The sequence below is a fragment of the Kitasatospora sp. NPDC092286 genome, from assembly GCF_044755565.1.
In the GTDB taxonomy this organism is placed as follows: Bacteria; Actinomycetota; Actinomycetes; order Streptomycetales; family Streptomycetaceae; genus Kitasatospora.
Genome location: NZ_JBIVRD010000035.1, coordinates 17,150 through 30,610, shown reverse-complemented (window position 1 = coordinate 30,610; position 13,461 = coordinate 17,150). Strand labels below are relative to the sequence as shown.

Here is a 13,461-nt window from a genome sequence, read left to right as displayed (position 1 = left end):
GGTGGGTTGGGGTTGGGGGGGGGGGGGGGGGTGGGGGGGGGGGGGGGGGGAGGTGCGGAGCGAGTCCCCCCGGACTCGCTCCGCACCGCCTCGTCGCACGGCCTTGGCCCGCCGCTCCCCCCGACTCCCAAGGTCTCGCCGCCCCCCTGGCAGCACCCTCCGGCGAGGGCGGTCCGCACAGGCCCCGGCGATCCCCTCCCCCGGGGTGTCGTTGATCTCCACGCTAACAAACCGCGTGGTTGGTTTGTCAATACGGGATCCACGAAATATCCACATCCCTGGAGTGGATTCGCGGGCGGGGTGTGAGTGGGTGGCCGGCCGTCATCGATCGGCCCGGCCCGGGGCCGGTGCATCAACACCCTTTCCTCACACCCAAGTTGAATCGAAGAGCGGGGTGCGGTCAGGGGGTGCGGCCGCCCGGCCGGTGGTACCCGTCCGGCCGGGCGGCGCCAGGGGCGCGCCGCCTCGGAACCCGGCATTCCACGGACCGCCCGATACCGAGCGGAAGCGCGCGGACGCTCAGCGCAGCAGTCTGCGCTCCTTGGCGACGGCCACCGCACCGGCCCGGGTGTCCACGCCCAACTTGTCGTAGATCCGGCCCAGATGCGTCTTCACCGTCGCCTCGCTGATGAACAGCGCGCGGGCGATCTCCCGGTTGCCCAGCCCCTGGGCCAGCCGGGCGAGGATCTCCCGCTCGCGCTCGGTGAGCCGGCGTACGGGCGTCCGCATCTGGGCCATCACCCGGGAGGCGACCGGGGGCGAGAGCACCGTACGGCCCCGCGCGGCCGCATGGACCGCGGCGAACAGTTCCTCCGGCCGTTCGGCCTTCAGCAGGTAGCCGGTGGCGCCCGCGTCGATCGCCCGGGTGATGTCGGCATCGGTGTCGTACGTGGTGAGCACCAGGACGTGCGGCGCGCCCGGCGTGGCGGTGATCCGGCGGGTGGCCTCCACCCCGTCGATGCCCACGCCGAGTTGCAGGTCCATCAGCACGACCTGCGGTGCCAGCCGGGCGGCCAGCAGGACCGCCTCCTCCCCGTCGCTCGCCTCGCCGACCACCTCGATGTCGCCGGCGCTGGCCAGCAGCGCCAGCAGACCGGCCCGGACCACGGCGTGGTCGTCGCAGACCAGCAGACGGACAGGGGGCGCCGCGGGTGCGGTGTTCATCGGGACTCCAGGGGGATCGCGGCCGAGACGACGGTGCCCTCGCCGGGGGTGCTCTCGACGGTCAGGCCGCCACCGAACCGACGGAGCCGGGCCCGCATCGCGGGCAGGCCGTGGCCGTGCCCGGCCTTCGTACCTCGGGCAGGGGTGGTGCCGTCGAGCGCGCCCCCGGCGCCGGTGCCGTCGGCACGAGCGGCGCCGACGTCGAAGCCCCGTCCGTTGTCGGCGATGTCCAGAACGGCCTGGTCGCCCAGGAAGGACAGGGTCAGCGCGGCGGCCGACGCCCCGGCGTGCTCCCGCACATTGGCCAGCGCGCCCTGGGCGATCCGCAGCAGCGCGGCCTGGGTGGCGGCGGGCAGCGGTACCGGGGTGCCGTCCAGGTGGAAGCGGACCGGCAGCCCGCTCTCGGCGGACTCCCGCTCGGCGAGCGACCGCAGCGCCTGGTCGAGCGGGCGGCCGTCGGCGAGTTCGGCGGGTGCGAGGTCATGGACGAAGCGGCGGGCCTCGGCCAGGTTGCGGGCCGCCACCTCGGCGGCGGTGCGGACGTGGGTGCGTGTCGTCGCCGGGTCGGTGTCCCAGATGCGGTCGGCGGCCTGGAGCAGCATCCGCTGGCTGGAGAGCCCCTGGGCGAGGGTGTCGTGGATCTCCATCGCCAGCCGCTCGCGCTCGGCGAGGGTGCCCTCCCGCCGTTCGGTGGCGGCGAGTTCGCGCCGGGTGCGGACCAGGTCGGCGATCAGCGCGCGTTGCCGGGCGGCCTGCCGCTCCATGTGCAGGAAGACGGCGGTGGCCAGCGCCGCGACGGCGGGCGGCAGCAGGATCAGGTTGGCGTCCACCCCGCCCAGCCGGACCTCGCCGACCACCACCAGCAGGGTGAGCGCCGCGACCAGCGGGATCGCCGCGGCTGCGGGCAGGGTGCGCAGGGCCGTGTAGACCAGCGGGACGGCGCACCAGGCGAAGCTCGGCGCGAGCAGGACGAGCACCACCCAGAGCACGACCACCAGGGCGAGCGACCAGAGCCCGCGCCGTCGCCCCGGTTCCGCGGGCGGGCGGTGGTGTGCGAGCCAGGAGCCGACCGGCTGGGCGACGGCCAGCGTGAGGCTCAGGCCGATCACCCAGGGGATGCGGGCGCTGCCGGGGTGGTGGGCGAGGTAGCGGCTGAGCGAGGTGGCGAGCAGCAGCAGGAAGGCGGAGTCGAGCAGCACGGCCAGCCGGCCCGCGTCCGGATCCCCGGTGTCCTGGCTGGCGACGGGGCGGGGCTGCTCCACGGGTTCGCTCCTCACTGGCACCGCTCGGACGGGCCGCTACGACTCGGGCTGCTCACCCGGCCCATCTGGCCCGGGCGGCTCGGACGGCTCGGGCCGGGTGGCCCGCCGCCCGGGCGACCTGGGTGCCGACCTGCGGCGATCCCTCGATGGTGACCCGTCCGGCCCGGTCGCGCATCGGCCGATCGGTTGACGGCCCTGTCCTCCATCATGCGCGCGGACACGCACCGGACCGTCGATGTGCCGGGCCGGCCGGCCGTCGGAGGATCGGCACCGGAGCCGCCGGGTCCGACCCGGTCCCGGCCGTGGCTCCGACCGATCCGACCGATCCGACGAGGAGCTGGACCATGAAGAAGACCTCCGCGCGTACCCGGGTGCTGACCGGCACCGTCGCCGCCGCCGCGCTGGCCGCCGCCACCGCCGGTGCGGTCTCGGCCAGCGCCCAGCCGTCCGAGACCCCGGCCGCCGCCTCCGCGGTGAAGGCCGACACCCAGAACCGGAACCTCGCCCAGACCACCGGTCTGACCATCGAGGCCGCCACCAGGGCCGCCCAGGCCACCCTGGACGCGGCCGCCAGGGCCGGCCAGCACGTCTCGGTCGCGGTCGTCGACCGGGACGGCGTCACCCGGGTGCTGCTCAAGGGCGACGGCGCTGGTCCGCAGTCGCCGGAGTCCGCCGAGCGCAAGGCCTTCACGGCGGTCTCGTGGAACGCGCCGACCTCCGAGCTGGCCAAGCGGCTCGCGCAGGCCCCGAATCTCAAGGACGTCCCGGGCACGCTGTTCCTGGCGGGCGGGGCGCCGGTGCAGTCCAAGGGCGCGCCGGTCGCGGCGATCGGCGTCGCGGGCGCGCCCAGCGGCGACCTGGACGAGCAGTTCGCGCAGGCGGGCGTCGCCGCGCTCGCCAGGTAGGCCGCCCGGTGCCGGGGCCGGGACGGGCCCCCGACCGTCCAGGCCGCTCGGCGGCGCCCCGTGCGCGGTGCGGGCCGTACTTCGCGCGCCGTATCCCGTGCGCCGCGGCACCGGCCGGGTCAGGATGAGGCCATGGCACACATGACCGAGGCCGAGTGGCGAGCGTTCCTCGCCGAAGGCACCCGTACCGCCAAGATCGCCACCACCCGCGCCGACGGCCGACCGCATGTCGCACCGGTCTGGTTCCTGCTGGACGGCGACGAGATCCTCTTCAACACCGGCGCCGACACCGTCAAGGGCCGCACCCTGGCCCGCGACGGCCGGGTGATGCTCTGCGTGGACGACGAGCGGCCGCCGTTCTCCTACGTCCTGGTCCAGGGCACCGCCACGCTCGGCGACGACCTGGCCGAGGTGCGCCACTGGGCCACCAGGATCGCCGCCCGGTACATGGGCGAGGACCTCGCCGAGCAGTACGGCGCCCGCAACGGCGTACCCGGTGAGCTGCTCGTACGGGTGAAGATCGAGAAGGTCGGCGCAGAACACGGGGTGGCCCGGTGAAAAGCCGGTGCCGCTGTCAGTGGCGCGTGGCAGGCTTCCCGGTATGACGGCGTGGACCCTCAACGACATCGAACGTGCGATCCGCTCCTCCTGGGGTGTGGACACCTGTGCGCCCGAGGACCTGGCCCACTGGCGTCCCGACAATCCCGCCCGCGGCCAGTGCGGGGTGACGGCGCTGGTGGTGCACGACCTCCTCGGCGGTGAGCTGATGATGGGCGAGGTGCACGTCGGCGGGGTCCGGACGGACCTGCACTGGTGGAACCGGTTCGCCACGGGCGTCGAGATCGACCTCACCCGTGAGCAGTTCGGCCCGGACGAACGGGTCGGCCCCGGGCGCCCGGTGGCCCGGCCGCAGCGCCCGGGCCGGCTCCAGGCCCAGTACGAGCTGCTGCGCGGCCGGGTCGTCGCCGAGCTGCAGGCCGGATCGGTCCGGCTCCCGGAGCGCGCGTGCGCCTGAACGCGCCCGCCTGAACGCGCCCGCCTGAACAGTCGTGCCTGAACGGTCGTGCCTGAGCTCAGATCCCCGACCGGCCAGAAGGCCTGACGTACAGTCGACGCATCGTGGCCGTACGGTCGGCCCGCCAGGCGACAACGGGAGAGTGTGCGATGGCCGGTGCGACGGTCGGGTTCGTGGGTCTTGGTGCGATGGGGCAGGGCATGGCGGCCAGCCTGCTGCGGGCCGGCCACCGGGTCCGGGTCTGGAACCGCTCGCCCGAGCCGGTGGCCGCGCTGGTGGCCCAGGGCGCCGAGGCGGCCGACGGGCTCGTCGGCGCGTTCGCCGCTGACACGGTGGTCTCGATGCTCGCCAACGACGAGGCCGTCGAACGGCTGTTGCTCGACCCGGCGTTGCTGGCCGGCGCCAAGGCCACCGTGCACCTCAACATGGCGACGGTCTCGGTGGCGCTCGCCGAGCGCGCCGAGGCCCTGCACGCCGAGCACGGCATCGCCTACGCCGCCGCGCCCGTTCTCGGCCGGCCCCCGGTGGCGGCCGCGGGCGAACTCAACATCCTCGCCGCCGGGGAGCCGGAGGTGCTGGCCGGGGTCGAGCCGCTGCTCGCCGCGATGGGGCAGCGCACCTGGCACTTCGGCGAGAGCCCGCACCAGGCCAACGCCGCCAAGATCAGCACCAACTTCCTGCTGGCCTGCGCGATCGAGTCGATGGCCGAGGCGTGCAGCCTGGCGGAGGCCAACGGCGTCCGCCCCACCGACCTGATCGAGATGCTCACCGGCACCCTCTTCCCCGGGCCGGTCTATGCCGGCTACGGCTCGATGGTCGCCGAACGCCGCTACGAGCCCGCCGGGTTCAAGCTGCCGCTGGGCCTCAAGGACGTCAACCTCGCCCTCACCGCCGGTGCCGCGGAGAACGTCCCGCTGCCCTTCGGCAGCGTGCTGCGGGACGCCTTCCTCGACGCGCTCGCGCACGGGGACGGCGACAAGGACTGGGCCGCCGTCGCGGCCGTCGCCCGCCGCCGGGCCGGTCTGCCGGCCTGACGGCGGCCGTCCCCCGCGCCGGCCGTCCCGAGGACCGGCGCGGGGAAAACCGCGTGCCCGGCGCGTTCCCGCGTGCCTACGATCGCGCCGTGACGTTCACGAAGGATCCCCTCCCCGGCGAGCCGAGGCTGGTCGGTACCGACCGGCTGGAGCTGCGCGCGGTCTGCGCCGACGACCTTGCGGCGCTGTTCGAGATCAACACCGACCCCCGTACCTGGAGCCATCTGCCCGAGGGCCGGCACCGGGAGGAGGGGACCACCCTGGCCTGGATCGAACGGGCCGCCCGGCGCTGGGAGTCGGACGGGCTGAGCTACTGGACGGCCCGGCTGCGCACCGACGGTACGGTGGTCGGGGTCGGCGGCGCACAGCTCCAGACCGTCACCGGTTACTGGAACCTCTACTACCGGCTCGCCCCCGCCCACTGGGGCCACGGCTACGCCACCGAGATCTCCCGTGCGGCCATCGCCGCCGCGCACCGCCACTCGCCCGGGGCGCCGCTGGTCGCCTGGATCCACGGCCACAACACCGGGTCCCGCCAGGTCGCCGAGCGGCTCGGCCTCCTCGATCACGGTCTGCGCCGCGACCCGACCCTCGGCGCCCTGCTGCACCTGTACGCGGACCGTCCGGTGCCGCCCGCCGGTCGACCGTAGCGGGCGGCGCGGCGCGGGCTGACCGGCAGTCGCGGGCTGACCGGCCACACCCGGAACCTTCGTACCAGGGACCTTCGCGCACCGTCGGTTTCAGGCCATCGGAGGGCCGCCCGGCACCGTCCTCCGGACGTGTATCGGTCATGCTGCGGCCAACTGGCCGTCGAGTGCAAAAGCCTTACGAGGTGACGGAGTTGGGCCAATCGGACATGGGTGGCGCGAGTGGTGCGCGCAGCGTGGCACCCACCTTCCGAAGTGGCTGGATCGTTCGGTAGTCTCCGTCGGACTTTCATCTTCGCGGGGGGTCCGCTGTCCGAACAGCCGTGCCCTGCCGCGCTCCCGGGCCGCGCCCGGACACTCTCGTGAGGTCTCCTTGTCCATACGTCGCAGTTTTGCCCTTGCCGGCGCCGCCGCGCTCGCGTCCTCTCTGGTGCTGGCCGGCGCCCAGGGCGCCGTGGCCGTCGGCACCACCGGTTCCCCGTCCGCCGCGGCCGCGCCGCAGGCCGACAAGGCCGGGCGTCAGAGCCTCGACCTCTCCGTGCACGGTGTGCCGGACACCTTCGTCGCGGGCGGTGACGCCCGGGAGTTCACCTTCAGGATCGAGAACTCCACCAAGCACGACTTCGTCTTCATCCCGCTGCTCAAGTTCAAGAACCGCGAGGGCTCCCTCGGCGCGGACGACCTCAAGGTCGAGTACCAGCTGCCCGGCGGCCAGTGGCTGCCCGGCTCGGTCGCGCCCGGCGGCGGGGACTCCGACGACGACGCGGTGCTGACCCTGCTCGGTGGTATCGGCCAGGAGGGGAACGTCGCGGAGGACGCCCTGCTCGGCGTGAACCGCGGCAAGAACATCGCCATCAAGGTCCGGGTCTCCTTCACCAAGGACGCCCCGCTCGGCAAGGCCGGCGTGGTGCCCGTGGTCTTCTCCGCGCAGCTCGACGACACCAGCCACAAGCCGGTCAACGAAGGCCGCTTCAGCTGCGACGGCATCAAGGGCGCGGGCTTCACCATCAAGGGAGGTGGGCCCGGCAAGCCGAGCCCGACCGCCAAGCCCAGCACCGGCAAGCCGAGCCCCACGGGGAAGCCGACCGGCAGCCCGTCGGCCAGCACCTCGCCGAGTGCCGGCACCTCGCCGAGCGCCACCACGACCGCCTCGCCGTCCGCGACCGCCACCACCTCGCCGTCGGCCAGCACCTCGCCGTCGGCCACTGCCGAGCCGACCACCCCGGCCCCGACCACCCCGGCCCCGACCACGTCGGCCCCGACCACGTCGGCTCCGACCACCACCGCGCCGAGCGCCTCCGCCACCAGCTCGGCGTCCAGCTCGGCCCCGGTCCCGTCGGCGAGCAGCACCGACGGCCAGCAGCCGATCGACTTCCCGGTGACCGTCCCGAACATCACCCCGCCGAAGCTCACCCCGGCCGCCGTCACCAAGGCGAAGGACGGGGCCGACAACGCGGACAAGGACCTGGCCCAGACCGGTGGCGGTGACAACACCACCGCGATCGCGATCGCCGGTGGTGCCGTCCTCGCGGCCGGTGTCGGCACCCTCGTGGGGCTCCGCCGTCGCAGGACCGCCCAGCACGGCTGAGCCCGGGAGCCGTAGCCACCCGCGTGCCCCTCGGAGATCCGGTGTCCGGAGCTCCGGGGGGCACGCGGCTTTTCGGGGCGCACCCGGGGAGGTCCTGAGTGCCCGCAGAGTGCCCGCAGAGCGACCGGGGCGCGCCCCGAGTGCCCGGGGAGCAGCCGGGGAGCGTCCGGGTGAGCCCGGTCCCACCGGTCCGCATGCCGCCGACGGTGACCGGCCATGGCGCCGGGGGTCCGCTGCGGTCACATAGGATGTCCGGCCGGAGGGGGCGGCACGGCGGGGAAGAGGGACAAGTGCGGGGAGTTCGCACGGCACGTGGCACCACCGACTACGAGGCCGCCACCGGGCGGATCGCAGGTCTGCCGATCCGTAGACACCACGTCCTCCTGGTCGCCTGGACGGTGCTCTGGTTCCTCCTGGTCGAGCCCAGCGGCGGCTTCTCCTGGCACTACCTGCGCCAGGGCGAGGAACTGCTCTTCAGCGGACAGGCCGACGGCGGGCTCTCGCTCTACGCGCACCACCCCGAGCTCCAGATCGGCCCGGTCAGCCTGGCCGTCGCCCGGCTCTTCGACCCCTTCCCCGCGCACACCGGCGAGCTGCTGGCCGAGGCGACCATGTCCGGGCTCGGCCTGGTGATGCTGGTCCTGGTCGGCCGGACCGCCGCCTGCTACTACCGGGGCACCGGCACCAACCATCGCCGGCTCCAGCAGCGGCTGCTGATCGCCGGGCTGGCGTTCATCCCGATGTGGGTCGAGGTCTCGGTCCGCTTCGCACACCTGGACGACGTGCTGGCCCTCTTCTTCACCACTCTCGCCGCGCACGCGCTCAGCCGCGGCCGGGCCACCATGGTCGGCGTCTACCTGGCGCTGGCGGTGGACTCCAAGCCGTGGGCGCTGGCCTTCGCCCCGCTGATCCTCGCGCTGCCCCGGCCGGCGTGGCTACGGACCGCGCTCTGGTTCGCCGGGCTGGTCGCGATCGCCTGGCTGCCGTTCTACCTGGGCAACCTGGACACGGTGGCGGCCGCCAAGTTCACCATTCCCAACCAGCCGGCCTCCGCGCTGCGCTGGTTCGGGGTGACCGACCCGGCCACCCCGTGGTGGGACCGGCCCGCGCAGTTCGCCCTGGGGCTGGGCCTGGGCACGATCGCGGTCTGGCGCGGCCGCTGGCCGGCCGTCGTCCTGCTGGGGGCCGACGCCCGGATCCTGCTCGATCCCAGCGTCTACACGTACTACACCGCCTCGATCCTGCTCGGCACGCTGCTCTGGGACGCCGTCGGCCAGAAGCGCCTCGTCCCGTGGTGGAGCTGGATCGCGCTGGCCGCGCTGTACGGCGGGACGCTGCTGGTCCCGTCCGACTCGGCGCGCGGGTTCGTCCGGCTCGCGTTCGTGGTGGTCTCGGCCGCGTATGTGCTGCTCTGGCCCACCCGGCAGAGCCGCCGCCCGCGGACGGGGGCCGGCGGCGGCCACGGCCGGTCGGCCCGCCGCCGTGAGCGCGCCCTGGCCGGAGCGGCGTCCTAGGGCGCCGGCCCTCCGCCACGGCCGCCTCCGCCGGCAGCCCTCCGCCACGGCCGCCTCCGTCGAATACGGGGTTGACCCTCACGCGACGTGAGGACGGAGGGTTGTGGTCAGCAAGAAGGGAGCGACCCGCATGGACGGCGGTGGCTACTCGGTCGGCGAGGTGGCGAAGATCGCCAAGGTGACCGTACGGACCCTGCACCACTATGACGAGATCGGACTGCTCGCCCCCCGGGGCCGCACCCGGGCCGGCTACCGCCGGTACCACGACACCGACCTCGACCGGTTGCAGCGGATCCTGTTCTACCGCGAACTCGGGTTCCCCCTGGAAGAGATCGCGTCCATCCTGGACGACGACTCGGTGAGCCCGAGCGAGCATCTGCGGCGCCAGCACCAGCTGCTGACCGACCGCATCAGCCACCTCCAGGAGCTGGCCGCGGCCGTCGAACACGCCATGGAGGCACAGAAGATGGGTATTCAGCTGACCCCGGAGGAGAAGTTCGAGGTCTTCGGCGAGGCCTACCAGGAGGACTGGGAGACCGAGGCCGAGCAGCGGTGGGGCGGCACCGCCGCCTGGGCACAGTCCCAGCGCCGCACCGGCGGCTACGTCAAGGCCGACTGGCAGCGGATCAAGGCGGAGACGGACGCGCTCAACGCCCGTCTCGTCGAGGCCTTCACCGCGGGCGAGCCCGCCGACGGCGGCGCCGCCATGGACCTCGCGGAGGTGCACCGGCAGCACATCCGCGACAACTTCTACGACTGCACCTTCGAGATCCACCGCGGCCTCGCCGCGATGTACCTCGCCGACCCCCGCTTCACCGCCACCTACGAGCAGCTCGCCCCGGGCCTCGCCCAGTGGCTGCACGACGCCGTGCTCGCCAACGCGGCCCTGCGCACCGGCGAGTGGCCCGCCGGACCGGCCGCCAAGCGCTAAGCCGCCCCGCTGCCGAAGCCGCGGCGGTAGGCGGTCGGGGAGGTGCGCATCACCCGGCCGAAGTGGTGGCGGAAGGTCGCGGCACTCTCGAAGCCGACGGCGGCGGCGATCTCCTCCACGGTGCCGTCCGGGGATTCGAGCAACGGCAGACTGGCCGCGATGCGCTGGGTGATCACCCAGCGCATCGGGCTGGTGCCGTTGCGGGCGGTGAAGTGGCGCAGGTAGGAGCGGTCGGACATCCGGGCGGCCCGGGCCAGCAGCGTGATGGTCAGCGGGGCGGCGAGGTGGTCCAGTGCCCACCGCATGCTGCGGGCGACGCCGTCGTCGTCCGCCTCGACGGGCTGGACGGCGGCCTCGATGAACTGGGCCTGCCCGCCGTCCCGGTGCGGCGGCACCACGAAGCGGCGGGCCACGCTGTTGGCCACCCTGGCGCCGTGGTCGCGGCGGACCAGATGGAGACAGAGGTCGATCCCGGCGGCGCTGCCCGCGCTGGTCAGGACGGAGCCGCCGTCCACGTACAGCACGTCCGGGTTGACCTTCACCAACGGGTGGCGCTGCTGGAGGAGTTCGGCGTAGCGCCAGTGGGTGGTGGCCTCGCGGCCGTCCAGCAGGCCGGCGGCGGCCAGCGCGAAGGCGCCGGAGCAGATCGAGACGATCCGGGCGCCGCGCTCGTGCGCCGTGCGCAGGGCGGTGACCAGGCCGGGGGAGACCTCGCCGCCGAAGGCGTTCGGCACCCCGGGGACCACCACGGTGTCGGCGGCGGCGAGTTCGTCCAGACCGTGCCGGGCGGTCAGCGAGAAGCCGCCGACCGAGGCGAGCGCGCTGCCCGGGCGGTCGGCGCAGACCTTGAGCCCGTACCAGGGCGCGGCCAGCAGTCCGCTCAGCTCGGGCCGGGCCAGCCCGAACACCTCGACCACCACGCCGAGTTCGAACGGCGTCATGCCGTCGAAGGCGTACACCGCGACATCGTGTACCGGTTCCGGCCGCCGCCCGATCACGACGTCCACCGGCCCGGGGGTGCCGGCCGGCGGCCCGGCCGAGTCGGCCGACGGCCCCGAGGCGTACTGCTCGGCCACGGAATACCCCCTGCAGGTAGGTGGCGGGATGTGGCCGAGTGTAGCCGTCACGGCCAGGCCGAACTTTCCTCGAACCCACGTGCAACCCCGAGCCGGGCCGCACGTCCATTGGTATGGGGGCGGACGGAGCCGGTTCGGCGGCGATGACACGGTCCCCGCTGATCACAACCTTGATCACGTGTCCTGACGGCCCGGTCCGCACCGGGCGCCGTCCCGGGGGAAAGCAGAACGTAGATGTCCATGGCTATCGGGCCGATCGTCGGACCCGAGAAGGGGCGGGGATTCTCCCTCACCGGAGTGGTCGGGCTGCTGTTCGGTGCGCAGGAGGCCGACGAGGTGACCGCCGCCCCGAGCGTCCAGCCGGAGGCGGCACAGCGCCGTTCGGGCTTCCGGCTGCTGCGCGGCGGGCGCCGGCCGGCCGAGGACCGGCCCACCCTGACCGACCTCTACCACGCTCACCGGCTGAGCCTGGTCCGGATGGCGGTCCTCCTGGTCGACCACCAGGACCTGGCCGAGGACGTCGTGCAGGAGGCCTTCACCCAGCTCTACCAGCGGCACGGCGAGCAGCTGGACGACCTGGACAACGCGCTCGGCTACCTGCGGACCTCGGTGGTCAACGGCGCCCGGTCGATGCTGCGCCGTCGCAAGACGGCCCGCGAGTACGTGCCGCCGCACGAGGCCGACGCGCCGTCCGCCGAGGACCACGCCGTCCTCAACGACGAGCACCGGCGGGTGCTGGTGGCCCTGCAGGAGCTGACGTCCCGCCAGCGCGAGGTGCTGGTACTGCGCTACTGGTCCGATCTGTCGGAGGCACAGATCGCCGAGACCCTGGGGCTGTCCCGGGGTGCCGTGAAGTCCACCGCAAGCCGGGCCCTGGACGCCTTGGAAAAGCACCTGGAGAAGGTTCGATGACCGACAAACTTCCCCGCCCGCGCGGCGGCGACGGCACCGGGCCGGACGAGACCCCGACGGAACGGCTGCTCCGCGAGGCGATGAACGCCCGTACGGCCCGGATCACCGCGCACGACCTGCGCCCGGCCGCCCCGCCGAACCGCCGGACGCGCCGGCTGCGGCCGGTGTACGTCACCGCCGTGCCGCTGTTCGGACTGGCCGCCGCCCTGGCGTTCGGCGTGCTCGGTTTCCGGGGCGACACCGTGGCCCGGCAGGACGAGGTGCCGCCGCCGGCCGCCACCCTGACGGCCGGCCCGAGCCCCAGCCCGAGTGTCGAGCCGACCACCGAGCCGAGCCCGACGGCCACCCCGGTCGAGACCCCCTCGGCCACGGAGACGATCACCGACGACGTCAGGACCGAGGCCCCGCTCGGTGCCCCTGCTCCGTCCGGCACCGCCAGCAGCGCCCCACCGGCACCGTCCAACTACACGTTCCACGGCGTGAAGTTCAAGGTCCCGGCGGGCTGGCGGGTCGTGCCGCCGGACCCCGCCGACCGACGGCTCTGCGTGCTGAGCCCCGGGGCGCCGAAGTCGGCGACGGCCAGTGACTGCGCCCCGTACGGGGTACAGCTGGCGGTGTTCGACGAGGAACCGCAGACCTGGCCGGCCATGTCGTTCCTCTACTCGCCGGACGGCTGGACCTCCCAGCCCTACTGCCCGGTCTGGGGCAATCCGCACGTGCCCACCGAGGGCGAACCGATGACCAGCGGGAACCCGGTGCAGACCAGGGACATCGTGGCCGGGCGAGCCGCCCGCAAGTCGCAGTGGCAGGTCACCTGCAATGCCAAGGAGTCCTTCACGGCCCAGATGTGGGCCCTGCCGGACGACCAGGTGTTCCTTTCGGCCATCGGGCTCAAGCCGGAGTACCAGACCGCCCTGGTGTCGATCCTCGACACCCTGGACGTCGGCGGCCACCCGGTACCGGCGCTGCGGCCGAACCAGAATGACGTGAGCATCGGCTTCGAGGGACTCGGCGTGGGTCAGCAGGTGCCGAACGACGGCAGCGCGGTGACGTTCTCGGTCACCTACCGGAACACCAGCCGGACCGGCTATTCCGCGCTGGTGCCCGTCGTGGCGGCCGAGTCGTACGCCGGGGCCTCGCCGGTTGTCTCCGGCACTCTGGAACGGCAGGACGGCGATACCTGGACGGCCATGGACCTCCGCTCCACCGACAAGCCGGCAAGGGACGGGAACGGTGCGTTCACGCTCGCTCCCGGGCAGAGCAGGACGGTGAAGTACCGGCTGAAGCTGACCGGACAGGACGGGGCCGGGGTGATGCCGGTGACGGCGAGGGTGGCGGTGGTGCCGTTGGAGGGGCCGGCCATCGTCGTCGGCAGTCGCACCGTCCCGGTCCGGGTGGTCGCCAAGTAGGACG

At 73.8% G+C, this 13,461-nt stretch carries 13 protein-coding genes; 10 read left to right on the top strand and 3 right to left on the bottom strand.

Annotated features, from left to right (window positions below; genetic code table 11):
* Window positions 1-519: 519 nt before the first annotated feature.
* Together ACIQIB_RS29270 and ACIQIB_RS29265 are read right to left on the bottom strand one after the other, a co-directional pair.
* Complete coding sequence (locus tag ACIQIB_RS29270) at window positions 520-1,164, bottom strand: response regulator (protein WP_400761640.1); 645 nt, start codon at window positions 1,162-1,164, stop codon at window positions 520-522.
* Window positions 1,161-2,426, bottom strand: coding sequence for a sensor histidine kinase (locus tag ACIQIB_RS29265; protein ID WP_400761637.1), 1,266 nt, complete (start codon window positions 2,424-2,426; stop codon window positions 1,161-1,163). The genes ACIQIB_RS29270 and ACIQIB_RS29265 overlap by 4 nt, the downstream gene beginning before the upstream one ends.
* Window positions 2,427-2,770: 344 nt before the next feature.
* Here ACIQIB_RS29265 and ACIQIB_RS29260 point away from each other — a divergent pair, with 344 nt between their 5' ends.
* The 8 genes from ACIQIB_RS29260 (at window position 2,771) to ACIQIB_RS29225 (ending at window position 10,060) form a co-directional block, all read left to right on the top strand.
* Window positions 2,771-3,331 (top strand): heme-binding protein, encoded by a 561-nt coding sequence (locus tag ACIQIB_RS29260; RefSeq protein ID WP_400658371.1) that lies wholly within the window; start codon window positions 2,771-2,773, stop codon window positions 3,329-3,331.
* Between the two features lie 132 nt (window positions 3,332-3,463).
* Window positions 3,464-3,889 carry a PPOX class F420-dependent oxidoreductase gene (locus ACIQIB_RS29255; RefSeq protein WP_363603872.1) on the top strand — a complete coding sequence of 142 codons (426 nt, stop codon included), beginning with the start codon at window positions 3,464-3,466 and terminating at the stop codon, window positions 3,887-3,889.
* A gap of 43 nt (window positions 3,890-3,932) precedes the next feature.
* On the top strand, window positions 3,933-4,346 hold the full coding sequence (locus ACIQIB_RS29250; protein WP_363603873.1) for a hypothetical protein: 414 nt from the start codon (window positions 3,933-3,935) through the stop codon (window positions 4,344-4,346).
* Between the two features lie 104 nt (window positions 4,347-4,450).
* Complete coding sequence (locus ACIQIB_RS29245) at window positions 4,451-5,380, top strand: NAD(P)-dependent oxidoreductase (RefSeq protein ID WP_400761633.1); 930 nt, start codon at window positions 4,451-4,453, stop codon at window positions 5,378-5,380.
* 89 nt (window positions 5,381-5,469) lie between these two features.
* Window positions 5,470-6,030 carry a GNAT family N-acetyltransferase gene (locus tag ACIQIB_RS29240; RefSeq protein WP_400658377.1) on the top strand — a complete coding sequence of 187 codons (561 nt, stop codon included), beginning with the start codon at window positions 5,470-5,472 and terminating at the stop codon, window positions 6,028-6,030.
* 370 nt (window positions 6,031-6,400) lie between these two features.
* The gene (locus tag ACIQIB_RS29235; RefSeq protein ID WP_400761630.1) at window positions 6,401-7,615 is read left to right on the top strand and encodes an LPXTG cell wall anchor domain-containing protein; all 1,215 of its coding nucleotides are present in this window, start codon (window positions 6,401-6,403) and stop codon (window positions 7,613-7,615) included.
* A gap of 290 nt (window positions 7,616-7,905) precedes the next feature.
* Entirely contained in the window at window positions 7,906-9,129 is a 1,224-nt protein-coding gene (locus ACIQIB_RS29230) for a hypothetical protein (RefSeq protein WP_400761627.1), read from the top strand.
* Between the two features lie 130 nt (window positions 9,130-9,259).
* Window positions 9,260-10,060, top strand: coding sequence for a MerR family transcriptional regulator (locus tag ACIQIB_RS29225; protein ID WP_400761701.1), 801 nt, complete (start codon window positions 9,260-9,262; stop codon window positions 10,058-10,060).
* Here ACIQIB_RS29225 and ACIQIB_RS29220 read toward each other — a convergent pair.
* Entirely contained in the window at window positions 10,057-11,136 is a 1,080-nt protein-coding gene (locus ACIQIB_RS29220) for a helix-turn-helix domain-containing protein (protein ID WP_400761624.1), read from the bottom strand. The genes ACIQIB_RS29225 and ACIQIB_RS29220 overlap by 4 nt on opposite strands.
* A 240-nt stretch (window positions 11,137-11,376) precedes the next feature.
* On the opposite strand from ACIQIB_RS29220, the gene ACIQIB_RS29215 reads away from it, so the two are divergent.
* Entirely contained in the window at window positions 11,377-12,048 is a 672-nt protein-coding gene (locus ACIQIB_RS29215; RefSeq protein ID WP_400761621.1) for an RNA polymerase sigma factor, read from the top strand.
* On the top strand, window positions 12,045-13,457 hold the full coding sequence (locus ACIQIB_RS29210) for a hypothetical protein (protein WP_400761618.1): 1,413 nt from the start codon (window positions 12,045-12,047) through the stop codon (window positions 13,455-13,457). The genes ACIQIB_RS29215 and ACIQIB_RS29210 overlap by 4 nt, the downstream gene beginning before the upstream one ends.
* Window positions 13,458-13,461 lie beyond the last annotated feature (4 nt).

What these genes read in the sequence shown, in the direction of transcription:
- ACIQIB_RS29270 (WP_400761640.1), bottom strand. Translation starts at nt 1,164, where the DNA reads ATGAACACCGCACCCGCGGCGCCCCCTGTCCGTCTGCTGGTCTGCGAC.
- ACIQIB_RS29260 (WP_400658371.1), top strand. Translation starts at nt 2,771, where the DNA reads ATGAAGAAGACCTCCGCGCGTACCCGGGTGCTGACCGGCACCGTCGCC.
- ACIQIB_RS29255 (WP_363603872.1), top strand. Translation starts at nt 3,464, where the DNA reads ATGGCACACATGACCGAGGCCGAGTGGCGAGCGTTCCTCGCCGAAGGC.
- ACIQIB_RS29250 (WP_363603873.1), top strand. Translation starts at nt 3,933, where the DNA reads ATGACGGCGTGGACCCTCAACGACATCGAACGTGCGATCCGCTCCTCC.
- ACIQIB_RS29225 (WP_400761701.1), top strand. Translation starts at nt 9,260, where the DNA reads ATGGACGGCGGTGGCTACTCGGTCGGCGAGGTGGCGAAGATCGCCAAG.
- ACIQIB_RS29215 (WP_400761621.1), top strand. Translation starts at nt 11,377, where the DNA reads ATGGCTATCGGGCCGATCGTCGGACCCGAGAAGGGGCGGGGATTCTCC.
- ACIQIB_RS29210 (WP_400761618.1), top strand. Translation starts at nt 12,045, where the DNA reads ATGACCGACAAACTTCCCCGCCCGCGCGGCGGCGACGGCACCGGGCCG.